24 protein-coding genes, 1 pseudogene and 1 CRISPR repeat array are annotated in these 26,905 nt (G+C 66.4%); of the genes and pseudogenes, 21 read left to right on the top strand and 4 right to left on the bottom strand.

From position 1 onward, the window contains the following. Nucleotides 1-3 precede the first annotated feature (3 nt). From J2754_RS09725 to J2754_RS09705, 5 genes are all read left to right on the top strand, one after another. Entirely contained in the window at nt 4-1,110 is a 1,107-nt protein-coding gene (locus J2754_RS09725) for a hypothetical protein (protein WP_188879521.1), read from the top strand. Continuing rightward, entirely contained in the window at nt 1,107-1,358 is a 252-nt protein-coding gene (locus J2754_RS09720) for a KEOPS complex subunit Pcc1 (RefSeq protein ID WP_188879522.1), read from the top strand. The genes J2754_RS09725 and J2754_RS09720 overlap by 4 nt, the downstream gene beginning before the upstream one ends. After that, nucleotides 1,355-1,981: a 30S ribosomal protein S3ae gene (locus J2754_RS09715; RefSeq protein WP_211087282.1), complete on the top strand. Its 627-nt coding sequence runs from the start codon at nt 1,355-1,357 to the stop codon at nt 1,979-1,981. Before J2754_RS09720 ends, J2754_RS09715 begins: the two co-directional genes overlap by 4 nt. A gap of 140 nt (nt 1,982-2,121) precedes the next feature. Continuing rightward, nucleotides 2,122-2,847 (top strand): protein sorting system archaetidylserine synthase, encoded by a 726-nt coding sequence (locus J2754_RS09710; RefSeq protein ID WP_211087281.1) that lies wholly within the window; start codon nt 2,122-2,124, stop codon nt 2,845-2,847. A 26-nt stretch (nt 2,848-2,873) separates the two neighbouring features. Then, complete coding sequence (locus J2754_RS09705; RefSeq protein ID WP_211087280.1) at nt 2,874-4,262, top strand: HEAT repeat domain-containing protein; 1,389 nt, start codon at nt 2,874-2,876, stop codon at nt 4,260-4,262. Here the strand turns inward: J2754_RS09705 and J2754_RS09700 are convergent. Beyond that, nucleotides 4,259-4,504, bottom strand: coding sequence for a hypothetical protein (locus J2754_RS09700; RefSeq protein WP_188879527.1), 246 nt, complete (start codon nt 4,502-4,504; stop codon nt 4,259-4,261). The two genes, J2754_RS09705 and J2754_RS09700, sit on opposite strands and share 4 nt — an antisense overlap. A 90-nt stretch (nt 4,505-4,594) precedes the next feature. Between J2754_RS09700 and J2754_RS09695 the strand changes: the two genes are divergently transcribed. Next, nucleotides 4,595-6,289 (top strand): phospholipase D-like domain-containing protein, encoded by a 1,695-nt coding sequence (locus J2754_RS09695; RefSeq protein ID WP_211087279.1) that lies wholly within the window; start codon nt 4,595-4,597, stop codon nt 6,287-6,289. 31 nt (nt 6,290-6,320) lie between these two features. Here the strand turns inward: J2754_RS09695 and han are convergent, their stop codons facing one another. Next, complete coding sequence (gene han / locus J2754_RS09690; RefSeq protein ID WP_211087278.1) at nt 6,321-8,210, bottom strand: Hef-associated nuclease; 1,890 nt, start codon at nt 8,208-8,210, stop codon at nt 6,321-6,323. 157 nt (nt 8,211-8,367) lie between these two features. Between han and J2754_RS09685 the strand changes: the two genes are divergently transcribed. The 4 genes from J2754_RS09685 to J2754_RS09670 all read left to right on the top strand — a co-directional run bounded on the left by J2754_RS09685 (nt 8,368) and on the right by J2754_RS09670 (nt 10,791). After that, nucleotides 8,368-8,862 carry a Mov34/MPN/PAD-1 family protein gene (locus J2754_RS09685; RefSeq protein ID WP_188879530.1) on the top strand — a complete coding sequence of 165 codons (495 nt, stop codon included), beginning with the start codon at nt 8,368-8,370 and terminating at the stop codon, nt 8,860-8,862. After that, nucleotides 8,859-9,290 (top strand): FAD synthase family protein, encoded by a 432-nt coding sequence (locus J2754_RS09680; RefSeq protein WP_188879532.1) that lies wholly within the window; start codon nt 8,859-8,861, stop codon nt 9,288-9,290. The genes J2754_RS09685 and J2754_RS09680 overlap by 4 nt, the downstream gene beginning before the upstream one ends. Nucleotides 9,291-9,410: 120 nt before the next feature. Next, nucleotides 9,411-9,839, top strand: coding sequence for a hypothetical protein (locus tag J2754_RS09675; RefSeq protein ID WP_188879534.1), 429 nt, complete (start codon nt 9,411-9,413; stop codon nt 9,837-9,839). Nucleotides 9,840-9,876: 37 nt separating this feature from the next. Beyond that, a complete protein-coding gene (locus J2754_RS09670; RefSeq protein WP_211087277.1) occupies nt 9,877-10,791 on the top strand; it encodes a 1,4-dihydroxy-2-naphthoyl-CoA synthase in 915 nt (304 codons plus the stop codon). A 216-nt stretch (nt 10,792-11,007) separates the two neighbouring features. On the opposite strand, the gene J2754_RS09665 is transcribed toward J2754_RS09670, so the two are convergent. Further along, nucleotides 11,008-13,266: an NADP-dependent malic enzyme gene (locus tag J2754_RS09665; protein ID WP_211087276.1), complete on the bottom strand. Its 2,259-nt coding sequence runs from the start codon at nt 13,264-13,266 to the stop codon at nt 11,008-11,010. A 148-nt stretch (nt 13,267-13,414) separates the two neighbouring features. On the opposite strand from J2754_RS09665, the gene J2754_RS09660 reads away from it, so the two are divergent. Both J2754_RS09660 and J2754_RS09655 read left to right on the top strand, forming a co-directional pair. Beyond that, nucleotides 13,415-14,125 (top strand): hypothetical protein, encoded by a 711-nt coding sequence (locus tag J2754_RS09660; protein ID WP_188879539.1) that lies wholly within the window; start codon nt 13,415-13,417, stop codon nt 14,123-14,125. Between the two features lie 156 nt (nt 14,126-14,281). After that, nucleotides 14,282-14,593, top strand: a complete 312-nt coding sequence (locus tag J2754_RS09655) for a hypothetical protein (protein WP_188879540.1) — start codon at nt 14,282-14,284, stop codon at nt 14,591-14,593. A 293-nt stretch (nt 14,594-14,886) separates the two neighbouring features. After that, nucleotides 14,887-15,722: direct repeats of the CRISPR family, unit length 37 nt; unit sequence GTTTCAATCCCGTTCTGGGTTTCTACCGCGTTGCGAC. Between the two features lie 116 nt (nt 15,723-15,838). On the opposite strand, the gene csa3 is transcribed toward J2754_RS09655, so the two are convergent. Further along, on the bottom strand, nt 15,839-16,471 hold the full coding sequence (gene csa3 / locus J2754_RS09650) for a CRISPR-associated CARF protein Csa3 (protein WP_188879542.1): 633 nt from the start codon (nt 16,469-16,471) through the stop codon (nt 15,839-15,841). Between the two features lie 174 nt (nt 16,472-16,645). On the opposite strand from csa3, the gene cas6 reads away from it, so the two are divergent. From cas6 to cas2, 9 genes and pseudogenes are all read left to right on the top strand, one after another. Next, nucleotides 16,646-17,494, top strand: coding sequence for a CRISPR system precrRNA processing endoribonuclease RAMP protein Cas6 (cas6, locus tag J2754_RS09645; RefSeq protein ID WP_188879544.1), 849 nt, complete (start codon nt 16,646-16,648; stop codon nt 17,492-17,494). Nucleotides 17,495-17,782: 288 nt separating this feature from the next. Next, a complete protein-coding gene (gene cas10d / locus J2754_RS09640; RefSeq protein ID WP_188879545.1) occupies nt 17,783-20,284 on the top strand; it encodes a type I-D CRISPR-associated protein Cas10d/Csc3 in 2,502 nt (833 codons plus the stop codon). Further along, nucleotides 20,281-20,718 carry a type I-D CRISPR-associated protein Cas10d/Csc3 gene (gene cas10d / locus J2754_RS16460; RefSeq protein WP_188879546.1) on the top strand — a complete coding sequence of 146 codons (438 nt, stop codon included), beginning with the start codon at nt 20,281-20,283 and terminating at the stop codon, nt 20,716-20,718. The genes cas10d (J2754_RS09640) and cas10d (J2754_RS16460) overlap by 4 nt, the downstream gene beginning before the upstream one ends. Nucleotides 20,719-20,720: 2 nt before the next feature. Continuing rightward, entirely contained in the window at nt 20,721-21,707 is a 987-nt protein-coding gene (gene cas7d, locus J2754_RS09630) for a type I-D CRISPR-associated protein Cas7/Csc2 (RefSeq protein ID WP_188879547.1), read from the top strand. A 3-nt stretch (nt 21,708-21,710) separates the two neighbouring features. Continuing rightward, the gene (gene cas5d / locus J2754_RS09625; protein WP_188879548.1) at nt 21,711-22,466 is read left to right on the top strand and encodes a type I-D CRISPR-associated protein Cas5/Csc1; all 756 of its coding nucleotides are present in this window, start codon (nt 21,711-21,713) and stop codon (nt 22,464-22,466) included. Further along, a complete protein-coding gene (cas3, locus tag J2754_RS09620; RefSeq protein WP_188879549.1) occupies nt 22,463-24,610 on the top strand; it encodes a type I-D CRISPR-associated helicase Cas3' in 2,148 nt (715 codons plus the stop codon). The genes cas5d and cas3 overlap by 4 nt, the downstream gene beginning before the upstream one ends. 1 nt (nt 24,611) lies before the next feature. Then, a pseudogene (gene cas4 / locus J2754_RS09615) lies at nt 24,612-25,236 on the top strand (CRISPR-associated protein Cas4). Beyond that, a complete protein-coding gene (cas1, locus tag J2754_RS09610) occupies nt 25,233-26,228 on the top strand; it encodes a CRISPR-associated endonuclease Cas1 (protein ID WP_188879552.1) in 996 nt (331 codons plus the stop codon). Before cas4 ends, cas1 begins: the two are co-directional and overlap by 4 nt. Further along, the gene (cas2, locus tag J2754_RS09605; RefSeq protein WP_188879553.1) at nt 26,225-26,497 is read left to right on the top strand and encodes a CRISPR-associated endonuclease Cas2; all 273 of its coding nucleotides are present in this window, start codon (nt 26,225-26,227) and stop codon (nt 26,495-26,497) included. Before cas1 ends, cas2 begins: the two co-directional genes overlap by 4 nt. The last annotated feature ends 408 nt before the right edge of the window (nt 26,498-26,905 follow it).

Raw genomic sequence — 26,905 nt, 5'->3', positions numbered from 1 at the left:
CTGATGTCCACCACGGGCCGTTCGGAGTCGTCCGGTGACGCCGCGACGCTGGCCGAGCGCTGCCGCGAGGCGGCGTTCGTCCGCATAGTCGCGCGACCGGACGGCGACGCGATCGCGGCCGCCGGCCTGCTCGGGCGGGCCTGCGCGGCGATCCGGACGCCCTATCAGGTGAGCGTTGCGGCGACCCGCGGCGCGGCGAGCGATCGCCTGCTCGCCGCTGACGACGACGCGACGCTCGCGCTCGGATTCGACGGGACGCCCGCGGACGCGACGCTCGCCGGGGACACCCTCTCCACGGGAGCGCTCGCGGCCGCGCGCGAACTCCACGAGCCGGCGGCGTCGCTCGCACTCGCGGGCGTCCGCGCGGCGGGGAGCGTCCCGTCGGGCGACCTCGCCGAGGCGTTCGAGCGCCGGCCGGGCGTCGGCCTGCCGGTCGCGGACCTCTCGGACGGGCTCGCGCACGCGACGCGGCTGCACGCCGACTGGTCGGGCGACGACCGGCAGGCGGGCGCGCTGCTCGCGGAGCTCGACCTCCCGGCGGAACTCGACGACGACGCGCGGCGCCGCCTGGCGTCGCGGGTCGCGCTCGACGCGACCGAGAACGCCGCGCCCCGCGCGGTCGGGGCGCTCGACGGCGTCCTCCGGCCGCACGTCACGCCGGACGGGCCGTTCGAGACCGCCGAGGGCCACGCGGACGTCCTCGACTGCCTCGCGGTCGCCGACCCGGGGCTCGCGTCGGCGCTCGCGCTCGGCGTCGCGGACCGGCCGACGGCGCTCGACGCGTGGCGCGAGCACGCGAGCGCGACCCACGCGGCGCTCCGAACGGCCGACCCCGCGCGGTACAGCGGGCTCGTCGCCGCCGAGGCCGACGCGCCCGCGTGGCCGCTCGCGCGACTCCTGCGCGACACTCGGGCCGACGAACCCGCGGTGCTCGTCGTCGGTGACGCCGGTGCGGCGCTGGCGACGGCGCCGGACGGTCCGGACGCCCACGCGACGATCGCGGCGGCGCTCGGCGACGACGTCGTCGCGGGCGCGTCGACGCACGCGCGGACGGATGAGTCGGACGCCGAGGCCGTGATCGACGCCGTCCGAGGGGTGCTCTCGGGATGACCGAGGACGCCCCGCGGACGGCGACGGTCCGGACGACGCACGACGACGCCGGGCTGATCGCGCGCGCGATCCGGCCGGACAACACCGAGTCGATGACGACGCGCGTCGAGGGCGACGCCGTGGTCACGACGATCCGGCGCGACGACACCGGCGGCCTGCGGGCGACGACGGACGACTACGTGGTGAACGTCACGGTGGCAGCGGACGTGGCACAGCACGCGAAACGACACATGACACACGACACATGAGCGAACGTTCAGTATCCAAGCAGAACCAGCAGAAGCGATGGTACACCGTGCTCGCCCCCGAGCAGTTCGACCGGGCGGAGCTCGGCGAGACCCTCGCGGACGAACCGGAAAAGGTGCTCGATCGCACCATCGAAGCCACTCTCGACGACGTCACGGGCGAGTCGGGTGGCGAGAACAACCTCAAGCTCACCTTCCAGGTGACGGACGTCGGTAGCGACTCGGCGTACACCGAGTTCATCGAGTCCGAGCTGACGCGCGACTACCAGCGCAGCCTCGTCCGCCGGGGCTCCTCGAAGATCGCGTCGGTCATCACCGTCGAGACGACGGACGACTACCGCGTGCGCCTGCAGCCGGTCTCGTACACGACGAAGAGCGCGGACGACAGCCAGCAGAAGGCCATCCGCCGCCTCATGATCGACCTCGTCGAGGAGGCCGCGGAGGAGCGCACCTTCGAGGGGCTCATCGACTCGGTCATCGAGGGCCGCCTCTCCAGCGCCATCTACAGCGAGGCCAACACCATCTACCCGCTCCGCCGGGTCGAGGTGGAGAAGGCGACGCTCGAAGCCCACCCCGAGGAGGTCCACGAGGAGGAGGAGACCTCCGCCGTGGACACCGAGGAGTAACGACTCTCGCCCTTCTTTCGGCGCGCGACGGCCCGCCAGCGACGGCGCCGGCGACGAGACCCGCCCCCGTTGGATGCTCTCCGCCGCCACCGCCCGGACGGATATAAACACGTAAGGACGCGCTGGTCGTCGCGTGGGGTATGCCTCCCGGGTCCGACGACGGCCGCCGCGCACGTCTGCGCGGCCTCCGCCCCCGCTTTACGGGGCGACTCGGCGTCGCGGACGTCGCCACGGTCGCGAACGCGGCGCTCGGATTCTGCGCCGCGGTCGCCGCGGCCGTCTCGCCCGCGCTCGCCGCGCGCGTTCTCCTCCTCGCCGCGATGGTCGACGCCGTCGACGGCATCCTCGCACGGCGATACGGCGGGTCGACCGTCGGACCGTACCTCGACTCGCTCGCGGACGTCGCGTCCTTCGGCGTCGCGCCCGCCGCGCTCCTCGTCGCGGTCGCACACACCGCGTGGCGCGAGACGCCGCTCGTCGTCGCCGTCGCCGTCGGCGCGTGTTTCGTCGGCGCTGCCGTCGTCCGCCTCGGCCTCTACACGGCCGACGACGTCGGCAACGGTCACACCGAGGGCGTCCCGACGACGCTCGCGGGAACGCTGCTCGCCGCGGCGGTGCTCGCGGGCGTCGCTGCGCCCGCCCCGCTCGTCGGCTTCGGTGCGGTGCTCACCGCCGCGATGGTGACGCGCCTCCCGTATCCGGATCTGCGCGTGCGCGACGCGCTCGTGATGGGTGCGGTGCAGGCGCTCGCGGTCCTCGCGCCGACCGTCCTCGGGCGACTCTTTCCTCGGGCGCTCCTCGCGTTCGCGCTCGCCTACACGGTTCTCGGACCGTGGTTCTATCGGACCGGCGAAGGGAAACGCTGATAGGCGCGCTGGCGGAACGCTGGAGTATGAGTGACGGGGACGACGAGCCGGCGGACGCCGCGGACGAGCCGGCCCCCGACGAGTCCGAGAGCACGGACGCGCCGGCCGACGAACCCGACGCGGCCGAGACAGCCGGCGACGGGGCGACCGAGAGCGAAGACGACGGTCCCCGCCCCGAGGAGCGCGAGCGCTACGAGACGCTCCTCGCCCGCTTGAGCGAGGCCGAGGACGCGCTCGTGGCCGCCGAGACGGAGGCCGACCTCGACGGCGTCGAGGCGACCCTGGACGAGATCGAGGCCGACATCGAGGCCGCCGACTTCACCGACCCCGAGGCGTTCCAGCCGGACGAGGAGGAACTCGATGAGGACGAGGAGATCGAGGAGCTCCTCGACTTCGAAGAAGAGCTGACGAACGAACTCCAAGACCTCCAGGACGAACTCGAAGAGCAACGCGGCCCGTACGCCGAGGACGTGGTGAGCGAGATCGAGGCGGCGAAATCGACGGTCGAGGGCACGCGCTGGACGGAGACGGGCGACGGGCAGGTCGCGGCCGCGATCGAGACGTTCGTGACGGACGTCGCCGCGGAGCTCGGGACCGATCTCGCCGGCGACGACGCCGACGCGCTCGACGCGACGGTCGCGGCCGTAGAGGACGCGGCCCTCGATGCCGACGAGGACGAGGAGACGATCGCCGCGCTCCTCGATCTCGCGGACGCGCTCCACTCCGGGGTTGAGGACTCACAGGCGTTCGCCGACCTCTCCTCGCGCGCGAAACTGCAGTACGAGGGATTCTACGACGTCCTCGGCAAACACAAGGACTACCCGCCCGAGTGGTCGGCGGTGAAGGAGTGGACGAAGCGCGACGACGCCGAGATGGTCGCGCTCTGCATGGAGCACTTCGGGGACTCCGAATACATGCAAAAGCACTGCCTGGAGGCGTTCGTCCGCATGGGGAACCCCGAGGCCATCGAGGTCCTGAAGGAGAAGGCCCAGCGGCGCACCCTCAAAGCCGTCGAGGCGCTCGGGAAGACGGGGCACCCCGACGCCGTCGAGGGCGTCGCGGACTACATCGACTCCGACTCGAACCCCCAACTCCAGAAGACGGCGCTGCGTGCGATCGGCGAGCTCGGCGCGACCGACTACACGGCGGACGTCGCCCAGTGGCTCGTCGCGGAGCGCGAGGACGTCCGGAGCGCGGCGGCGCGCGCCCTCGGCCTCCTCGGTGACACGCGCGCGATCGCCCCGCTCGGCGACGTCCTCGCCGACGACGAGAGCGAGGGCGTGCGCGCGAGCGCCGCGTGGGCGCTCTACCAGATCGGCACCGCGCGGGCGCTCGAAACGGCCGCCGAACACGCCGAGACGCGGTCGTTCCTCGTGCAGTCCGAGGCCGAGAAGGCGGCGACGGCGCTCGACTAGAGGAAGAAGGCGAGGAACTCGACGGCGAACCCGGCCGCGGCGCAGAGCGCGCCGATCCGGCCGATCCACGTGTGCTCGCGGACCGCCCTCGGAGAGATGTCGACGGTGTAGTTCTCGAACTCCGGATCGTAACTCACGTAGCTCGGCTGTTGGAAGAATTCGAGGAAGACGAGCAACATCCCGAGCGTCGCCAGCGCGTAGCCGGCCATGCGGACGCCCTCGATCAGCGTGAACGCGACCATACGCCGCCCTCGGGTCGCCGGTCGCTAAAGCGTGCCGACCGCGCCGCCGTCAGCGCGCCTTCTTGTGCGATGGCGGGCGCACTCGGGAGCGTGACGCCACGGACACGCCTCGCCGCGCGACTCGCCTGCGCGCTCCTGCTCGTCGCCTGCGTCTCCGGGACGGTCGCCGGAACGGACGCGGGTGGCGAGCGCGACCCGGTCGCCGCGGGCGGAACCCCGACCGTCGTCGCGCTCTACCCGAACCCGGTTCTCCCGAACGACGCCGGCGAGTTCGTCACCGTCGCGCTCCCCGAGGAGACGCACCTCGGACGGTGTACGCTCGCGGACGACGAAAAAACCGTCAGCCTGCCGAACGTCACGCTCCGGGGACGCGTGACGCTCAGCACCGCCCCGAACCGGACGCGCGCGCTCGTCTCCGGCCGCGTGATCGAGAGCGCGCTCCCGTCGCTCGCCAACGCCGGCGAGCGCCTCGTCCTCGTCTGCGGTGGGCGCGTCGTCGACGCCGCGAGCTACACGGACGCCCCCTCGGGCGAGGTGTACGCGCGAGGCGAGTGGCGTTCGCCCGGCCGAACGGCGTTCGACGTACGATCGGTGACGGACGCCCCGACGACGGTGTTCGCGCTCCCCGACGCTCCCGACGTGGTCACGGACGCCCTCGGGGCGGCCGAGCGTCGCGTGCTCCTCGGCGGCTACACGTTCACGTCGACGCGCGTCGCCGCGGCCCTCCACGACGCCGCCGGACGCGGCGTGCGCGTGCACGTCCTCGTCGAGGGCGGACCGGTCGGCGGCGTCTCCGCACGGGAGGCGACCGTCCTCGATCGCCTCGCCGCGACGCCGAACGTCACGGTGACGGTTCTCGACGGCCCGCACGCGCGCTACCCGTTCCACCACGCGAAGTACGCCGTCGTCGACGACGCGGCGCTCGTCACCTCGGAGAACTGGGACCCGAGCGGCGTCAGCGGGCACGCGACCCGTGGCTGGGGGGCGGTCGTCCACGACGCGGCGCTCGCCGACGCCCTCGCCGCGGTCCACCGCGCCGACAGCGGGTGGATCGACGGCGTCGCGTGGCCGAGCTACCGAGCGAACGCGACGTTCCAGCCGCCCCATCCCGCGAACGCGACGTACCCGTCGACGTTCGCGCCGTTGACCACGACCGCCGATCGCGTCTCGCTCGTCGTCTCGCCGGACACCTCGAAGCGCGCGCTCGTCGGATTCGTCCGCAACGCCACCGAGACGCTCGCCGTCGAACAGATGGAGTTCAGTCCCGACACCGCCCTCTGGAACGAGACGCTCGCGGCCGCGGGACGCGGCGTCCGCGTCCGCGTCCTGTTGAGCGGCGCGTGGTACGCTCGTGAGGAGAACGCCGCCCTCGTTGCGCGATTGAACGACCGCGCGCGACGCGACAGCCTCGATCTCCGGGCGAAACTTGCCGACCCCCGCGGGCGCTACGGCCACCTCCACGTGAAGGGCGCGATCGCGGACGGCGAGCGCGTCCTCGTCGGGAGCGTCAACTGGAACGCGAACGCCGTAACCGCCAATCGCGAGACGGAACTCGTCGTCGCCGACCCGGCGATCGGGCGCTACTACGCGCGACTCTTCCGTGCGGACTGGCGCGGCGGCGTCTGGACGCTCCCGGTCGCGCTGGTGATCGCGGTACTCTGTGGCGTCGGGGGCGCGTGTGCGTACCTCCGGCGAGAAATCGCGTTCGTGCGCGCCGACGCGGGCGCCGGCGGTGCGGCCGCCGAGACCGACGTGGTCGGGTGGCGCGGCGAGGAGTGGGAGTGAACGCCCGTGCGTTCGCTGGCGACGTGACGCGCTAGCGCGTCAGCGTGCTGTGCAGTTCCTCGTCGATCTCGGCGTCGGCCATCTTCGAGACGAGGGCGTCGAGGACCTCCTCGCGCATCCCGTTAACGAAGCGGATGGAGCCGACGACGAGGTGGCCGCCGCCCGAAACGCCGGCCCCGGGGAACTCCTCGTTGAGTTCGGTGACCATCTGCGGGATGTCCATGCGGACGCCGTCGCTTCGGAGGACGGCGAAGTCGGGGCCGTACCCGATGGTGATGACGGGCTCGCCCGTCTCCTCGACCTTCCGGTCGTGGATCTCGCCCGTCGTCTTCCCGGGGGCGGGGTAGGTGAAACGGTGGGCGTAGTTCTCGACGTCGATCCGATAGAGGTGTGCGCCCGAGTCGACGGTCTCGTGCTCGACGTGGGGCAGTGCGGCGTCGAGTTGGAGTTCGACGTCGCGCTCGGCGCGCTCGGCGAGCCACGGGACGAGTTCGCGCTGGCGCTCCTCGCTTCCCCCGACGTTCAGCACGTCGTTGATGAGGTTCCGACCCGCGCTATAGCGGAGCCAGAAGGCCTCGTAGTCGAGCGCCTCGCTGACGTCGTGGAGGAACTCCTCGTCGTAGCCGGCCTCGCGCGCGAGGTCGAGGTAGTCGCTCATCGCGCTGGCTTTCGAGCGATCGGAGAGGCCGGCGACCGCGGGGACGTGATCGAGGTCGTCGGCGATCGAGGGCGCGATCATGCGCGCGAGCTCGACGCACATCATGCCCGTCGTCACGCGGTAGTCCTCGCCGTGGAGGTAGGGGTTGACGTGCTCGTCGACGAACGGGTCGACGGCGTCGTGATCCGGGTGGTGGTGATCGACCACGAGGATCGGGATATCGTAGTGGCTGAGCGTCTCGTAGGCGGGCGTGTCCTCCTCCGTGGAGCCGTTGTCGAGCATGAGGAGGAGCGGGAGCTTCTGCCCGTGGCGGGTCTGGTCTTCGAGGGCGAAGTTGAGGTCCCGCGTCGCGTCCTCCATCTCGTAGTAGGGGGCCTTCGAGGGGAGGCGCTTGAGGAGGTGGCGCTTCGCGTCGGGGTCCTCGTGGGTGCGCTCGATGAAGCGCTCCAAGGCGAGCTGGACCGGAACGCTCGCGCACATCCCGTCGCCGTCGGCGTGGTGGCGCATCCGGATCGGACGCGACTCCAAGACGGTCCGGCGGAGGCGGCGCGCGACCCGTTGGAGGTCGGGGTAGAGTTCGCGCATCGCCGGCCAGTCGACGAGCGGGTCGACGTCGGCGGGCGTCGCGCGCTCGGCCGCGGAGGCGTCGAGGCGGGCGCGGACGTGCTCCGCCGCCCCGGCATCGAGCGTTTCGAGCGCGTCGATCTCGACTTGCAGGGCGCCCTCGCGCTCCTCGACCTCGCCGGTCACGTGGACGACGTCGCCGATCTCGATCTCGGGGTAGGCGCGGACGCCGGCCTCCTCGAAGGCGGTGCAGGGGACGGTGCCGCTCTCGTCGCGGAGGCGGAATACCGTCGGGCCGCCGGTCTGTTTGATCTGGACGATCTCGCCCTCGACGTGGACGGTGTCACCGGTCCGACCGGCGAGCGCGCCCGCGGCGGTGCGGTCGTAGGCGAACGTCCGCTCCTCGATCGCGTAGTCGTCGCCCTCGTAGAGCTCGAAGCCGAGATCGCCGTTTTCGCGGATCTCGGTGAGCTCGACGACGAGGTCCTCACCGACGTCGTAGTCGACCTCGGCGGGGAGGACGGACTCGTGGAGGAGTCCCGAGACGTTCGCTGAGAGATCGACGAAGACGCCGTATTCGACCACGCCGTTCACGGTCGCGGTGTAACGCTCGCCCACGTCGGTAGCCTCGACGGTACACTCGGGGGCGAGCCGATAGACGACGGGCGTGGCGTCGTCGTCGGAAGAACCGTCAGTCATGGATCGAGTTTCGGCACCGGCGCGTTTAAGACTTTATAGGTCGCGTGGCGTCGGCTCCGCGCACAGCGGCGTTCCCGCGCGCCCACTGCGTCCGCCGACCGGCGCCGCTCGTCCCGCCCTCGAAAGGTTTAGCACGCGCGGGCGACCACGACGACGTATGGCGTTCCGCTCGCGGCCGGTGGTCGGCATCGCCGGGGAGACGCTCGATTTCGCCCTCGAAGCGGCCGAGGACTCCCACCCGAACGAGTACCTCGGCGTCCTTCGGGGGACGCCGGCCGCGGAGTACGACCTCGACGGCGAGGGCGATCTCATCACGGACGTGCTCTTCATCCCGAAGACGACGTCAAGTCCCGTGCAGGCGACACTCCAGTCCGACCTCGTGCCGAACGACAGCCACACGGTCGGGACCATCCACTCCCACCCGAACGGCGTCCTCCGGCCGAGCGATCAGGACCGACAGATGTTCACGAAGGGGAACGTCCACGTGATCCTCGGCGCGCCCTACGAGCGCGACTGCTGGCGCGCGTTCGACCGCGAGGGCGAACCGGCGACGCTCGACGTCTACGACGTCTCGCTTCCCGACCCGGAGGACTTCTTCGACTTCACGCAGGCCGACATCGACGCCGAGCTCGAAGAGGAGGACCGACGATGACGGCGCGCGTCGTCGCGCAGGGCACCTTCGATCTCCTCCACCCCGGCCACGTCCACTACCTCCGCGAGGCGAAGGCGATGGGGGACGAACTCCACGTCATCGTCGCCCGTCGGGAGAACGTGACGCACAAAGCACAGCCGATCCTTCCGAACCGCCAGCGCCGCGATATGGTCGCCGCGCTCGACCCCGTCGACGAGGCGCGCGTCGGCCACCCCGACGACATCTTCGCGCCGATCGAGGAGATCGAGCCGTCGGTCATCGCACTCGGCTACGACCAACACCACGACGCCGACGCGATCGCGGCGCAACTGGCCGAGCGCGGCCTAGACTGCGCCGTCCGCCGAGCGTCGGCACGCGAACGCCGATACGACGACGAACTGCTCTCGACGGGCGCGATCATCGACCGGATCCTCGATCAGCGCGAGTGAACGCGCCGCGGTGCCACGAGGCCGCGGGCGTGAGACACCGACCCGAACGAGACCGTTCTCGCGTGATCCGAGCGGTACCGAGCGGTACCGTTTTGCGTCCGGACGCGACACCACCGAACGATGCCCTCAACACACCGCGTCGCCGCGGGCGTCGTCGTTCTCCTCGGCGTCCTCGCGCTCGTGTACAGCATGCTCATCGTCCAAGAGGTCCTCCTCGGCGTCGGTGTCCTGATCGCGGCGCTGGCGCTCGCCGCCATCGTCTACTACGGTGGAGCCGACCGGCAGACGCTCGCCCGAGCGACGATGGCCGTGACGGTCGTCTACGGTGCCGTCTCGTTCCAACTGCCGGCCGCCGTCGTCGCCGCCTGCGTCGTCTACCTCACCGCGTGGCTCACCGGTCCCGACAGCCCCCTCGACGCTCCCGACACGACGATCCTACCCGTATCCGACGCCGCAGCGAACGGGGACGATGCCGGCCGCCCCGGGATCAACACCGCCGACACCGACTCCCACGGGCGCGACGGACGCGTTGACGACCCGCGGCGCTGAGGGAAGCCTTTAGCGCGACCCGGCCCGATCACCCGGTATGGACACCGTCTCGGAGACCTTCGACCCCGAGCGCTGGGAGGAGGTAGCGAACTTCGACTTCGACGATCTCACCTATCACCGCGCCCGGGACGTCGGCGCACTCCGAATCGCCTTCGACCGCCCCGCGGTCCGCAACGCATTCCGCCCGCAGACGGTGGACGAACTCGCCACCGCGCTCGATCACGCGAAACGCCAGTCGGACGTCGGATGCGTCATCCTCACCGGTAACGGTCCGAGTCCGAAGGACGGCGGCTGGGCCTTCTGCGCCGGCGGCGATCAGTCCGTCCGCGGGAACGAAGGGTACGAGTACCGCGACGAGGGCGACGAGAACGGGGACGCGGACATCGACGAGGCTGAGGCCGGCCGACTTCACATCCTCGAAGTCCAGCGCGCCATCCGTTTCATGCCGAAGCCCGTCGTCGCCGTCGTCCCCGGCTGGGCGGTCGGCGGCGGCCACTCCCTCCACGTCGTCTGCGATCTGACGCTCGCCAGCGAGGAGCACGCGAAGTTCCTCCAGACCGACCCCGACGTCGCCTCCTTCGACGCCGGCTTCGGCTCCGCCTACCTCGCCAAACAGATCGGACAGAAGAAAGCCCGCGAGGTCTTCTTCCTCGGGAAGACCTACAGTGCTGAGGAGGCCGTCGACATGGGGATGGCCAACGAGGCCGTCCCGCACGATGAGCTGGAGGATGTCGCGCTTGAGTGGGCGGAGACGATGTGCGCGAAGTCCCCGATGGCGATGCGGATGCTCAAATACGGGTTCAACGCGACCGACGACGGCATGATCGGCCAGCAGGTCTTCGCCGGCGAAGCCACGCGTCTCGGCTACATGACCGACGAGGCGGCGGAGGGCCGCGACGCCTTCCTCGACGGGCGGGACCCGGACTTCGACGACGACGCCTGGTACTACTAACGGACTTTTTCCTGCTCGGGCCGCCTCCGGCGACCGCTCGCAGCAAAAACCTCCACTAAAAAAGCCCGCGAGCGCGCCGCGCTCGCGGTACGACTCGGTGGCGGTGACCGTACCGCAATCGCACACCGTGACGGCGAGCCGAACCGCGACCCCACTGTGGCCGAACCGCGACCCAGCGCACTAGACCGTGACCGAGCCGCGACCACACCGCGGCCGCTACTCTTCCTCTTGGGCGTCCACGACCGCGACGGCGGCCAGATTGACGATGTCCTTGACCTCGTCGCCGCGCTGGATGACGTGGACTGGTTCGTCCATGCCCGCGAGCATCGGGCCGATCGCGTCGGCACCACCCAGACGCTGGAGGAGCTTGTAGCCGATGTTACCGGCTTCGAGGTTCGGGAAGACGAGGCAGTTCGCGGGCCCGTCCAGCTCGGCGAAATCGTACGTGTCCGCGAGGATGTCCTCGACGACGGCGGTGTCAGCCTGCATCTCGCCGTCCACCGGGAAATCCACGCTCGGATCGTCGTGAAGCATCTCGACGGCCTCGCGGGGCTTCGCCGTCCCCTCGTTCTCGACGCTGCCGAAGTCAGAGTAGGAGAGGAGCGCGACGCGCGGGTCGACGTCGAAGCGACGGGCGGTCTCCGCGACGTGATGCGTGATCTCCGCCAACTGTTCGGCCGTCGGATCGAGGTTGACAGTGGCGTCGGCGCAGAAGAGCACGCGGTTCTTGAACGTCAGCATGTAGATCCCGGCGACGTACTCGGCGTCAGGGGCGGTGCCGACGACCTGGAGAGGCGGGCGGAGCGCCGTCGGGTGGTGATGCGTGAGGCCGGTGAGGAGGGCGTCCGCGTCCCCCTGTTCCACCATCACGCTACCGTAGTACGCCGAGTCGCGCGAGACGAGGTCGGAAGCCTCGCTCCGCGTCACCCCCTTGCGCTTGCGGAGGTCGTGGAGGCGATCGACGTACGCCTCGTTGCCGGCGGTCCCGGGGTCGACGATCTCGGGCTCGAAGTCGAGCGTGAGGTCGTCCGCGATCGCCACGATCGTCTCCCGATCGCCGAGGAGGACCGGCTCCGCGATCCCCTGATCCTGGAGCTGGTAGGCCGCACGAACCATCTTCTCCTGGTCGCCGTCGCCGAGGGCGACGCGCTTCGGGTCGCTCTTGGCCTTGTTGAGGACGACGCGCATCATCTCGCGGGACTTCCCGAGACGGGCTTCGAGGCGCTCGCGGTACGCCGAGAGATCGAGCGATTCGCGCGCGACGCCGGACTCCATGGCGGCGTCGGCGACGGCGGGCGCGACCTCGAAGAGCACGCGCGGGTCGAGCGGCTTCGGGAGGATGTACTCGGGGCCGAACTGGAGGGGCTGGTCGCCGTAGGCCTTCACGACCTGATCCGGCACGTCCTCCCGCGCGAGATCCGCCAGCGCCTCCGCGGCGGCGACCTTCATCCCCTCGTTGATCTCCGTGGCACGGGCGTCGAGCGCCCCACGGAAGATGAACGGGAATCCGAGGACGTTGTTGACCATGTTCGGGTAGTCCGAGCGCCCCGTCGCCATGATCACCTGATCGTCGCGGGCGTTCTTCGCCTCCTCGTAGCCGATCTCCGGATCCGGGTTCGCCATGGCGAAGACGATCGGGTTGTCGGCCATCGAGCGGATCATCTCCGGCGAGACGATCCCGCCCACGGAGAGCCCGACGAGGACGTCCGCGCCCTCGATCGCGTCTGCGAGGTCGCCCGGCTCGACGCCCTGCGCGAACGGTTCGGCGTGCCGGCTGAGGTCGCCCGCGTCCGCGCGCTCCTGTGAGAGGACCCCGTCGATGTCGCACATCGTGATATGGTCGCGCGGGACGCCGAGCGACGCGTAGAACTTCGCGCACGAGACGGCGGCCGCCCCCGCACCGGAGAACGCCACCTCGACGTCCTCGACGTCCTTATCGACGACGTCGAGGGCGTTGAGGAGTCCGGCACCGGAGATGATGGCGGTGCCGTGTTGGTCGTCGTGGAAGACGGGGATGTCCATCTGGTCGCGGAGGCGTCGCTCGATCTCGAAGCACTCCGGGGCTTTGATGTCTTCGAGGTTGATGCCCCCGAAAGTGGGCTCCATGGCGGCGACGGAGGCGACGAAGGCGTCGACATCGGTCTGATCGAGTTCGACGTCGAAGACGTCGATGTCCGCGAAGCGCTTGAAGAGGACGCCCTTCCCCTCCATGACCGGCTTTGAGGCCTGTGCGCCGATGTCACCCAAGCCGAGCACCGCCGACCCGTTCGACACCACACCCACCAGGTTCCCCTTCGCCGTGTACCGGTAGGCGTCGGTCTCGTCGGCGTCGATCTTCCGACAGGGCGCGGCGACCCCCGGCGAGTACGCCAGCGAGAGGTCGCGCTGCGTGTTCGTCGGCTTCGTCGTCGCGATCGCCACCTTCCCCGCCGGTTCGCGCTCGTGGTACTCCAACGCGTCTTCGTCCAATCCCATGTCCGGCCCCACGGACGACGTGACGAAAAACCCCGCCGCCGTCGACGGTCGTGTTTCCGACTCGCTCCCGGGACCCCGAATCCACGGGCGAACGCGGGCCACACTCCCCCACCCAGTACTTAGGTGACCACCGGACGAAGTCGTACGTATGCCGAGCGCCGACGGCGACGACACCTACGAGGAACTGAACCGATTCGACGGCGGGACGAGCTGGCTTGCTCACCCTGACGAGGCGATGCAACGCGTCAGTCACGTCCTCGACACCGACGCGGGGGTGTTCCTCGTCGACCCGATCGACGTGTCCGGGATCGACGACCTCGCCGCCGAGTTCGGCGACGGTCGCGGGAGCGACGCTCCCGCGGGCCAGCCGGAAGCGGGTGCTTCCGGCGACGTCGCGGGCGTCGTCCTCCTGCTCAATCGCCACGAACGCGACGCCGCGACCGTCGCGCGTCGCCACGACGTCCCCGTCTACCTCCCGTCGTTTCTCACCCGCGAGGTCGACGCTCCCACCGAGCGCTTCGACGGGTCGCTCCCCGGCACGGACTACGGTCTCCTCCGGACGCTCGCCGTCCCGGGATGGCACGAGGCCGCGCTCTTCGACGGTGAGACGCTCGTCGTCCCCGAAGCCGTCGGCACCGCCCCGTTCTTCCACGGCGCCGACGAGCAACTCGGCGTCCACCCGATGCTCCGACTCACCCCGCCCTCGACGCTTCGAGGCCTCCGACCTGAGCGCATCCTCGTCGGCCACGGTCGTGGCGTCCACGAGGCCGCCGCGGACAGCCTCCGCTACGCCTTGGAACACTCACGCTCGAACGCGCCCGGCGTGTGGGCGGGGATGGTGCGCGAACTGTTCCGGTAGACCCGTCGGTCAGCGAGAGAAGTGGACCTAGCAAAAGGGCACGCCATTTCGGTGGCGTAACCAGACGTCGTCCTACGAAGGCCACTACGGCGGTAGTTTTAACGGATCCAGTCGGGTACGCCCCACCTGATAATTGATGCCGTAGGGGACGCTGTAGTGACTCTTTTCGACACTTTCGGGGTCTACTACGTGCTCGGAACGTGGTTGTTCACGAGCTCGGCAGTAGCCCTCGCACTCGGCGCGAGTCTCGAAGAGCCGTCAGCGCAGGCTCCGATCGCCCTCTCTGTGTTCGTCCTCACACCGCTCTCCTTGTGGTGTTTACACATCATCTACGCCGCTACTCCGATCCCGCGTGAGATATTCGGCCTTGATCTCACGGACATCTCGACGGCCGCCTTCGTATTCATATTCGCATCTGGCTTCCTCGCCGAGGTCATCGACCACTTTCGGATCACGCCCGAGTCATGAGTTTGCTCTCGCTGGCCGTTGATTTCGTCCCGAAGGTCGGTCTGGGCTGTCTCGCTCTCGGAAGTTTCGTCTTAACGGCGAGCGTGCTCGGGAACCCGAACTCCCCAGTCGGCGTGCTCCGTCCAAGGGTGGGTCGATCGGTAAGCGGCGTACAAGTCGTACTGAGCGCCAGCGCCGGCCTCGGAATCGCGTTTAGCGTGTTACACCTCGAACGCACGCATCCACTGCTCCGTTCTGGGTTTCTACCGCGTTGCGACTCGACGTCGTTCACGTTCATCAGACCGCGCTCCTCGGTTTCAATCCCGTTCTGGGTTTCTACCGCGTTGCGACGAAGTAGTCGGAGTCGACAACGATCGCGTCCGGCCGTTTCAATCCCGTTCTGGGTTTCTACCGCGTTGCGACGTGAGCGTGTCGGAGTTCCTTGAGGGCGACCGGGTGTTTCAATCCCGTTCTGGGTTTCTACCGCGTTGCGACAGGTCGCGGAACTCGCACAGCACGGCCCCCAGGATGTTTCAATCCCGTTCTGGGTTTCTACCGCGTTGCGACTTGCCGTTCGCGGTTTGCTTCCGGTACCACACCGCGCTGTTTCAATCCCGTTCTGGGTTTCTACCGCGTTGCGACAGTGACGCGGATGCCCTCGACTGGCTGCGGATCAATAGTTTCAATCCCGTTCTGGGTTTCTACCGCGTTGCGACCCGATCGCGCCCTTACTGATCGCACCGTCGATCGTTTCAATCCCGTTCTAGGTTTCTACCGCGTTGCGACACGACGAGCCCGACGTCGAGGACGTCGTCGATCCGTGTTTCAATCCCGTTCTGGGTTTCTACCGCGTTGCGACCGAGCAGGTCGCGGACTCGATCGACGAGCAGGGGTGTTTCAATCCCGTTCTGGGTTTCTACCGCGTTGCGACGGTCCTCCCCGGCGCGTCCTCGCCACGTGCGAGGTTCGTTTCAATCCCGTTCTGGGTTTCTACCGCGTTGCGACGGTAGTGGTGCGCTTGAAGCGTCGCGTCGCGGACGTGTTTCAATCCCGTTCTGGGTTTCTACCGCGTTGCGACGGTCGTGGTTAGGTGTGGGTGGTGCCGAAGGTGACGTTTCAATCCCGTTCTGGGTTTCTACCGCGTTGCGACAGGGGTCTTATTTCGGTGCAAAGCACCTATACTTTTCTCTGAAGACGCATGAGAGGAGAGTTGATTCGTGGACCCCACCTGTCCACGGCTTTGAAAAGGGTCCACGAAGATGGTGCTCATACGCGAAGTTGACCGGCGAGCGTCGGAGAGACGTGGCGCGTTTTCCCCTCCATCCACGTCTCGACAGCGCCATCGGCCTCAAGTGCATCGAGATGTCGGCCGACGGTACTCCGAGATTTATCAGTCTCATTGGAGAGCTGGGGGAGTGTCATTTCTTCAGCAGTAGAGACGAGATAGCGGAGCGTATCAAGGGTCGCATCCGATGGACGACTCATTAGATTCGGAATCGTGAGCTCCTCGATCTCTTCGTCCACGTCTCTGAACTGAAGAGCGAGGTCAACGACGGTCGGTCGAGCAATCGCAGCGACGGTCAACGGCAGGAAGATTTCTCGCGGCCCCCCATCGAAGTTGAGTACGACAGCTCCATCTGCCGCCTCTAGGATGTCGACACACTCTAACACGGCTGTCTGAAACGATCCGTAGCTGATCTCCTCAACGACGATATCCGATCCAGGGCCGAGTTCGTTGACGGTCTGTTCGACGTCTCGGATTGCGTTCTTCGCCCGGTCGCTCGTGTCGTCGTGCGGTCGGAGGAGAACGACAACGTCGTCCGCATTGAGGCCGTTGTTGAGGATCGGGCGCATCACGCGTGGGCTGTGATGCCCGATCGTCGAGACGTATGTGCGCATACGTTCGCTTGCAGTCGAGTGTGACTAAACGGTTTGGCTTCGATATAGTGCAACTGAACGTCTAGTATTTCACATACACAAATACGTTTGCATAACCACGAAAATATTCAATAGGGTGACCGGTACAGATGTGATCGTGAATCGACACACGATTACCCTGCTTCGTGAGGTGTCATGCGTCGGGTCGACTTAACGCTTGAGCCGAAGGGGTCATTCCCGGTGCCGACCGCGAACGGCTACCAGATCTACGGGGCCGTGCTCTCGGCGCTCGACGACGTCGACGAGGACGTCAGCATGCGCGTCCATGACTCCCCGATCGGGAGCCTGACGAACAGTGGCCTCCTCGGGAGCTTCGACGGGAGCCACCGCGACCACCACAAACGCGTGATCCGCGACGAGACCTACGACCTCAAGCTGGGCGTCGCCGACCCACGTGATCAGTCGGTCTTCCAAGCGCTCGCCGACGCGTTCGTCTTCAGCGGCGACACGCTCGAACTCGCCGACGGCAACTTCCGCGTGCGCGACTTCGCAAGTACGAACACGACGCACGAGGAGCTCCTCACCGAAGCCTCGCAGATCGTCAAGCGGAACCACGACACCTTCGAAATCGAGGTGCGCTTCGAGACGCCGACCTGCATCAAGGAGAGTGGAGAGATTACGACGATGTTTCCCCATCGAGGCAGCGTCTTCCGCTCGCTCCTCCGCAAATGGTCGTCGACGATCCCGGATGAGCGGGCCGACGAACTCGACCTCGCGATGACTCGCGAGGACTTTGAGACGAACCTCATCGAGAAGCCCGACGCGAACACGTACGAGACGCACAGCGTTCTCGTCAATCGCGGTGAAGACGGTGGCCCAATCCTCCGCCAGGGATTCACCGCCGACTGCACCTATCGATTCAAGGGTTCAAGCGAAGCCATCCGGACAGCGGTCACGGCGCTCGCGCTCTTCAGCGAGTACGCGGGCGTGGGCGGGTTCGTCTCTCGTGGGTGCGGGACGGCCTCTGTGGAGGTGAAAGAATGAACGGTTGTTCGTACGACCCGGACAGAGTTTCAATTCCGCTTGGATTTCTTCGGGGGTCGCACTGGTCTATATGGTCGGGAGTACACTCGAATGTTGGGTATAGTACAACCTATACAAACGCCACCCTAGAATTTTGCCCTTGGGATACGTATTCTGGTATCGAGGAAAGGCACGTGGAAACCACAAACAGCCCACAGAGATATAGAGCCGTCGAATACGACGGTAGAATTCGGTACGCCCCGATCAGCTCGGTCGTGCTACGATCGCAAAGCGCTGTTCGAGTACAAAATGCCCGTTAACGACTCCATCTGGGGAGACCGAGACGTCCACCCGGCCCTCGCCGAGTACCTTGCGGACGTCGACCCACGACTCCTCGACGTCGGCTGGGCGTTCGAGTCCGCAAAGAGCGTCAAGTACGATCTCACCGACCAGTCGATGCTCAACCACGTGCGGAACGGCGTGTTCGCGATCACGTGGCTGAACGAGGTCGCGCCGTCGTTCGACGCGTACGAGCTGGACGACGACGATCTCCGTCGGGTGATCGCGCTGTTCGCCGTCCACGACCTTCACAAGCTACGCGGCGAGCAGTCGATGGACGAGGAGTACGACATCCCACGAGAGGAGGTCGAAGAGCTCGTCGACGCGCTCGGGGTCGACGAGTTCGGACCAAACCTCCGGATCGAGGACTTCCACGCGTCCGCGGTCGACCACGCGAACACGTGGAACTCGAAGCCAGAGCACTCCACTCGAACGTACGGTCGGCTTCGTCCGTACGTTCGCCTCGCGGACGCGTTCGCGTCCTGTCCCACGCCGGAGTCAGCCGTCGTCGAGCGGAACCAGCGTGCGCTCGACGTCGCGTACCCCGATACCGACCTCGAACTCCGCCAGCACACGCTCGACGACGTCAAGGGGATGCTCACGAACCTGCTCAACGGAGCCGTCAGTGAGGCCCTCGGTGATCGCGTGAGCTACGAGCCGCTCCTCGTTTATCAGGACGGCTGCGTCTATTTGACAGACGGCGACGCTCCCGACGTGACCGTCGACGACGCACTGATCGGGGACGTGTATAACCGGCTCCAGTCCACGATCGGTGACTCCCATCCCGCGTACGACGACCACGACGCGCTCGCTGAGAACCTCTCGACGCAGTCGCAGGGCTTCTACACAATCAACGATCAAGACTTCTTCTACGCGGGCGCACGGAACCTCCTCTATGCGGTCGCAGTGAAGGCGACGCAGGACGCCGATCCCGACGCCGATCCGACCGACAGCATGGCGGAGACGATGGAGACACTGAACGACCGGCTCCCCATCGAGATCGATACGACCACGCGCGTCGCTCCGGGATACGCGCGTCTGGTGTACACGTTCGAACGGTCGTTCGTCGCTCCGATCGTGGACGCCGGCTCGACGGACGAGGACTCGCTCACGCTCACGTGCCGGCTTTTCGAGGTCGATGAGGGCGTCCTCGACGGCCTCCGGGAGCTACGGGAGGACGACGACATCGACCTCACGGCCGGCGGCAAGTGGGACTACGCGTACGCGATCGGCCAACACGTCGCGGACCGCGCCCGCCGCGACGGCTGGACCGGGAACGTGCCCCGGCACGTCGCGAAACTCCTCGTCACGAACCTCGACGCGCTCGAGGAGGAGTGGGAAGACGCCGTTATGGCCGCACACACGGGCCGCTTCGAGACCGAGCTCCGCGCGTACATCGGCGATGTCCTCCGCGTCGATGGACAGGCGTCCCCGCCGACCGAGGAGATGAACGGCCTCACCGACTCCTTCGAGGAACATCACGCGATCCGACGCGGGAAGACGTGCACGTTCTGCAACCGGGGCACGACGAGCACGCGGAAGAGCGACATGGAGGCGCCGAAGTCGCTCACGACGTTCCAAGCGGGGTACTCGAACCGGATCTCCGCCGACGCCGGCCAGCCGGAGAAACTCCTCGTCTGCACGCCGTGTCAGATCGAGTTCTCCCTCCGGGAGACCGGCTCGAGTCGTCGCGACGCTGGCCGGATCTTCGTCCACCTCGTCCCCGACTACTTCTACACGCCGACGATGTGGGAGTTCTACTCCGAGGAGGTGTTCGCGCAGTTCACTGGCGAGGCGATGACGCGGGTCGGACACCTCGCCTCCGCGATGTTCGACCTCGCGACCAGCGACGCGGACCGGTCCAGCCCGGCCCCGTGCGCTGAGCTGATCTCGACCGTCCTTCGAGAGTCGACACGCGCCGACGACGGGGGTGGTCGTTCGATGGTCGAAAGCATCCAACAGGACTTCGAGTCGGACGCCGGGTTCGGAACACAGACCCTCTCATTCTATAAACCGAGGGACAACGACACGGAGTTCCAGTTCTTCGGCGTCTTCGTCGGCCTCTCGGTCGCGTCCGCGATGGGGCTCCGGGCGTACGTCTCGGAGTCCCCGATTCCCGACCTCAGGGGTCGTGACTTCCCGGAGATGGCGAAACTCGACGCGGGGTTCTCGACCGTGAGCGGGTTCTACGGTCGGGACATCCCGCTCTCGAAGTTCCGGGAGCGCCTCGGTTCTGCCGCGGCGCTGATCGGACTCGGCTACGAGCTCGCGCTCGACGACGCACGGTTCGCGAAGTACCTTCGGATCGTCCGGAACAAGCCGCTTCCCGGATCGTACCTGCTGAAACGGGCGGTCCAGGGTTCCGATGACGGCGGGGCCGCACGGTACCTGCTCGAGGAAGCGGACTACCTCGACCACCACGGGAATCTCACGAACGACATGCAGATTACAACGGAGACTATCAACAGATGACGAACGCGACGAAAGACACCGTCACTGAACTCGCGGAACTGGCTTACGATGCAGTGCGTCCGGTCTACGGGAACGACAGCCCGTATGCGATCGAGCGCGTGTTCCGCGAATCGGTGAAGGCAGTGAAGGACTCGAACGAGTTTCGACTCAGTGCAGACGAGGCTGCGCTTCTCGTCGCCGGTCGGCTCGAAAAACTTCACCAGCGAAGCGAACAAGTGTGGCCGGTACCCGCGGACAAGAGCCGAAGCGGTGACCAGCTGAACGAACGTATCGAGCGCTACGCGGAGGCGTTTGCCCGGCGGTTACTCGTCGACCGTTGCGAGGGGAAGCCGTCGCTGTTGAAGCGGCGGGCAAACAACCTCGCAGACGGCTTCTACGCGGCGACGATCAAGCTACAGCGCGAGACGACCGACGACACCACGGAGACCAACTAACGATGTTCGACTACGACACCTACCCCGAACTGGAGCGCGGCACCGTTTCCCGAGACGAGATGACGATCGCCCCGGAGAACAACTTCACGAACGTGCTCGTCCTCCGCGAGCTGGAGAGCCACGCGGTCTTCACGACAGACGGGCAGAGCGCCGATCTCGCGAACGTCGCGGTCGGGTCTGGCGACGACCGCGAGACGTACTCGCCAGGACTGATGTTCATGCGCAAGCAGACGGGGAGCGATCGGCGCTTCGGCAAGTCCCTCCAGCGCGACCTGCTTGACACCGAGTGTACGATGCAGGTCAACAAGATGTGTCAGGAGTGCGTCGAGTGCATCCTCTACGGGAGCGCCGCGAGCGACGACGCCGACCAACAGCTCTCGATCACGTCTCGCGTGATGTACGACACCGCCTACACGCTGCGGGACGCGACTGCGGTGATCGACGAGAAGTTCCAGAACGCACCCGGTGACGACTACGCGAAGAGCGCGGAGGCGACGATCCGCGAACCTGACTTCTTCGAACCCGGGACGCTGTTCCCCTCGGTCATCACGCTCCGCGACGCGACGCCTGAGGAGCTCGCGTTCGTCCTCGGGATCACGGCGAAGAACAAACGCTACGGCGCCGCGACGTCCCGCCTCGGCCGCGTTAAGAATCACGTCCTCGGCGTCTACACCGGGAGCGAAGAGGGCCCGGCGAACCTCGGGCTGACCCGGGACGTCCTCACGCGCCTCCGTGACACCGACGAGACGACTGCCGACTCGATCCAGGACGTCATCACGGCAGCAGCACACGACCCTGAGCTCGTCGGCGACTTGCTTCAGTCCGCCTTCGACGAGCGCGTCAACGCGGAGCGCGGCGGCCTCGACCTCGAGCGCGTCCCGGACGACACCGTCGACGATTTGCTCGACGCCGCAACGGGCGACTCACTCGCCGACGTCCTCGAAACGCAACTGGACGCCTCACGCGCGTTCCTCGAACAGACCGACTGAGGGATGACGGCAGCACTCGAAGTGACGCTCCGGACGCAGGGAGAGATCTGGTTCGCGAGCCGCGAGGTCGGCCGGCTCGCGGACACCGAACCCTACTTCCTGAACACGGCGCTCTACTACGCGCTCGGATTCGCCTCCGGCCGCTACGTCGATCGCTCGTTCGAACCGACGTACCTCGACGACACCGACGCGATCGCCGACGAGCTGTACGTGACACCGGCGACGCCGTCCGACTCCCCCGGGGTGGGACTCGCGAACCGGATCACGTCGACGTACAACACGAGCAGCGACGACTACGCGACCATCAACTACTCGGCACAGGAAGACCCGGACGCGAAACGGAATCTCCCGACGTACGGTCGGCGTCGCGTGCTCGGCCACGGGAACGAACTCACGTGCTACGTCGTCGGGCGCGGTTTCGATACGGCCGAGCTCGAGGAACTGGTGCCCGGCTACGCTCGCCTCGGGAAGAAACGCGGCAAAGCCCGCATCGAAACCGAACCGCTGACCGTCTCGGAAGGATCCGGGGAGTTCGATCTCGGTCATCCGATCGGGGCGTACGACACGAGCCTCACGCCGGTCGGGAACCTCGTAACCAAGCGGATGCGACCGACGCCGCTCGTGATGCAGGCATCGTACGAGGGTTCGTACCTCGAACTCGAGGTACTAGATCCGGACGGCGAAGACGAAGAGAACGGGGGGGACGACGACGGCATCCGCCTCCCCGCCGACGCGACGTTCCTCGAGACCAAGCGATGAACGCTACGCTTCCCCTCTCGGGCGTCGAACTACGACGGCACGACGACCCGACGTATCCGGTCGAAGGGGACACTTTCGAGCCGTACGGCCATCAACAGGACCTCCGAGAGTTGTTCGACACCTCGGACGAGTTCCTCGCGGTGAACGACAGTCCGACCGGTGGTGGGAAGACGATGTCGTGGCTCGCTCCCGTCGTCGAACGGGGCGAGCACGCGCTCGCGGTCTACCCGACGAACGCACTCATCCACGACCAGTACGACCAGCTCACTGACGAACTCGAGGAGAGCTTCCCGAAGGTGGGAACGGACGTCGAAGTGCTCCCGATCACGGCCGAGACACTCAGGACACGGTACGCAACCGAGTACCCGAAAGCGGAGACGAACGGGGAACGGTTACAACGCCTCCTTCGAACGTACGTGCACCAGCGTCAAGGCCCAGTTCTCGTCCTGACGAATCCCGACATACTCGTGATGATGCGGCGGCACATCTACGGACGGTCCGGTGATCCGGGGTCACGAATCAGACAGCTCAATGAGCTCGAGACGGTCGTCGTCGACGAGTTCCACCGCGCCGATCGAAAAGAGCAGAACACGCTCCTGTTCGCGCTCGACGAGATGTACGACCTCCCCGAGTACCAGTGCGCGCTCTCGAAGGTCGTGCTCCTCAGCGCGACACCGACGACGCGTCTCGAACACCGCTTCGAGGAAGCGATGAGCGCCTCGTACCACCGCGTGACCGCGCGTCGCGAAACCGTCGAGGAGCGCCCGTTCGACGAGACGCCGACGGACGGATGGAGTGCAGTCATGCCGCCCGTCGACCTCGACGTCCGCTCGGCGTCGACGTTCGACACCGCGAGTGAACTCCTCGGTGCTGATTGGGAGGACACGGAAGCATTCGCCAAGCGGTCTGGACGGACCGTCTTCATCCTCGACGGGATACACGAAGTGGACGAGGTGTATACTCGCCTCTCGAGCGCGCTCGACGAACAGACCGTCGTTCGAATCGACGGGTTCCATCGCGGCGACGCCGAGGAGAAACTCGACGACTTCGACGTGCTCGTGAGTAACTCCGCCGTCGAAGTCGGTATCGACTTCTCTGTCGACCGTCTCGTGTTCTCGGCTCCCGACCGGGCGAGTTTCGTCCAGCGCCTCGGTCGTCTCCGAACGAAATCCGAGCGACAGTCCGCCCGCTGCTACGTTCCATCGACCGTCGCGGCTTCGATTTCCGAGATCGAACACGACGGTCGTGTCCCGCGGGTGCGTCTCATCGAGGTGCTTGAGGACGCCTATCACGACCCTCGGGAGTTCGAATCGTTCGACTGGCGGTACTCGGCAGCCGAAGCATACTACCACGTCGAGCGGCGTGCTCGCGATGCCAACTCAGAACGGGCCGAAGAGATCCGCGAGAAAGGGTGGGCGCGTATCCTCCGACACTTCAGCGGTGGCGATCCACCGCTCACTCGATCGGACGTCGAAACGCACGCCGACGTCATCGACAGTGCGGCCGAACGAACGCTCCAGTGGTACCGCGGCGGCTCGCTACAAGCCCTCGTCTACGACAGGGACCCGGGCGCCGACGAGCCGATCAAGACGTACGACCTGTTCTACCTCCTTCGTTACGGGGACGTCGAGTTCTTCTCACGATCTGACTTCGACAAACTCGTCCCGGAGGATCACGCTGACGACGTTTCCCACCTCGCGCCGTACGTCACGGGATACTGCACGTACGACGGAACGATCGAAACGAACGACGACGGATACGGACGGAGCGTACGTCTCCAAGCTATCCCGGAGATATACAGCTGGCTTCGCGGCGACGGCGCTGACGAGGGAACGCGGAAACCTCGCGAACTCGATGGAATCGGGATTGACGTCGATCCCGACGGAGCGGATCGGATCACGTCGATCGCCCACCTCCGCGACGAGATGGACGAGGACCTCGACGTGCTCTGCTACGCCCTGAAGGGGAATCCCTCGAAGGTCAAGAACCGATACGATCTTGGGACGTTCCTCTTCCTCTACCCACTCACCCTCGGCGACGAGCAGTGGTGTGTCGCACTCGGTCTCGACGCGCTCTATCTTCACTGCGCGGTACAGGAGTCGCAGAACGCCGTCGACCTCGAGAGCTTGGGGATCGATCTCTGAGATGCCGGGATCGAGCTTCAAGGACGAACTGGTCTACGTGAGTGCGCTGAACGAGTTCGTCTACTGTCCCCGTCGATACTACTACCAGCGGTACTACGACGAAATCGGCGAACCGTACGAACTCGTCGACGGTCGCTCGAAACACGAGCACGGGTCCCGTCGTGGGAGTTGGGTGACAGAGCGGTACTTCCGCTCGGACGACCTCGGGATGCACGGGAAGATCGACCTCATGGACACGGAAAACGGAACACCGACCCCGGTCGAGCGGAAGCGCTCGGAGAGCGGGTCGTACTATCCGAGTGACGAAGTCCAACTTGCCGGCTACTGTATGCTGCTCGAAGAGGCCATCGACGAGCCCGTGAACGTGGGGTACATCTACCTCTATTCGACAGACACCCGGCACTCGGTCCGTATCACACAGGACCACCGCGACACAGTCCGCGAGATACTACAGCGAATCCAGACCATGTCCGTCGATTCGATTCCACCGCTGACTCAAACTCCCTCGAAGTGCGAGGCGTGCTCAGCGAGAGCGTACTGTATGCCCCGGTGAAACAGCCGTTCTCTCCCCATCCGAAGCAGAAGGAACTGGATGGGAGGGGACGTCGTCAGGTGACCTGACGTGAAAGAGAGCCAGGGAATGTTCGACGACTCGGTCGTCTACGTGACGACGCAGGGCTCGCAGGTCCGTATCGACGGCGGCCAGGTCGTCGTCTACGATGTCGAGGGGGACGACGGCGAACTCGCGTCGTTCCCCGTCGAAAAACTCGACACGATCAACGTCTTCGGCGGCGTGAACTTCTCGACGCCGTTCGTCGCGACGGCGAACGAACACGGAATCGTGCTCAACTACTTCACGCAGAAGGGGCAGTACCGGGGGAGTTTCGTGCCCGAGCGGAACACCATCGCAGAAGTCCGTCGCGCGCAGTACGCACTCAACGACGACGCCGAGCTCGCCATCGCAAAGGCCATGATCGCGGCGAAGATTCGGAACGCGCGGACAATCCTCTCGCGGAAGGGCGTTCGCGGGACGACCGTGCTCAAGGACCTTGGCGAGCACGTCTCGACCGCATCGAACAAGGACGATCTCCGCGGCATCGAAGGCGAGGCCGCCGAGCGCTACTTCGACCGACTCGACGAGACGCTCGTTGACGACTGGACGTTCGAGACGCGCAGTAAGCGCCCGCCCGAAGACCACATCAACTCCCTGCTGTCGCTGACGTACGTGATGATGAAGAACGAGGTGTTGAGCGCGCTGCGCTGCTACAATCTCGATCCCTTCCTGGGCGTACTCCACGCTGATCGACACGGCCGGCCGTCGCTCGCGCTCGACCTCGAAGAGGAGTTCCGGCCGCTTTTCTGCGACGCGTTCGTCACCCGCTTGGTCAACCGCGGGACGATCACGCACGACCAGTTCGGGACCGACAACCGTCTCACCGACGACGGCTTCCAAGCGTACCTGGACAAGTTCGACGACTACATGGACGAGGAGCTGACACATCCCCACTTCGACTATCGCGTGAGCCGTCGGAAGGCGATCCGACAGCAAGTGATCCTCCTGCGGAAAGCGATCACAGGTGAACTCGACGACTACCACGCGCTGGAGGTATCGAGATGAGGTTGGCAGTGACGTACGACGTCAGCGACGACGGGAATCGGCGGCGCGTCTATCGGACGCTCGAACGATACGGCGCGTGGCGACAGTACAGCGTCTTTGAAGTCGATGTCTCGAAGAGCCAGCGGGTCGAACTCGAAGACGAACTCGAGAGCCACATCGAGCCAGCTGATGGCGACCGTATTCGATTGTATCGACTCTGTGAGGCCTGTCAGAAGGCGACGACCGACCTCGGAACGGAGCCACCGGACGAGCAGTCGAACGTTATCTGACGTCCCCCCTTCGTGGACCTTTTTCAAAGCCGTGTACAGCAGGGGTCCACGAACAACCGCCGCTCTCTCCTACCGTCAGAGAAAACTATAGGTGCTATCCCCGACAAAACACCCCCTGTCGAAGCGCGGTAGAAACCCAGAACGGGATTGAAACTGCTGAAGGTCAGCGTCTCCGGATCATCGACCTCCTGTCGAAGCGCGGTAGAAACCCAGAACGGGATTGAAACTCGTGGACGCGCTCGCTCCAATGCTCTGCACAGTCGCGTCGAAGCGCGGTAGAAACCCAGAACGGGATTGAAACTCTTCGATCCACCATCCGTCTTTAGTTAAGCGAGAAACCGCGTGATAGCGGCGGCTTATCGAGGCATCTTTCGGAAGGAATGAGGAAGTCCAGTCTGTGTACGACAA

This window comes from Halarchaeum nitratireducens, assembly GCF_017874695.1.
GTDB classification, from domain to species: Archaea; Halobacteriota; Halobacteria; order Halobacteriales; family Halobacteriaceae; genus Halarchaeum; species Halarchaeum nitratireducens.
Note: the sequence above shows the minus strand (reverse complement) of the source record. Positions and strands in the feature narration are given on the sequence as shown.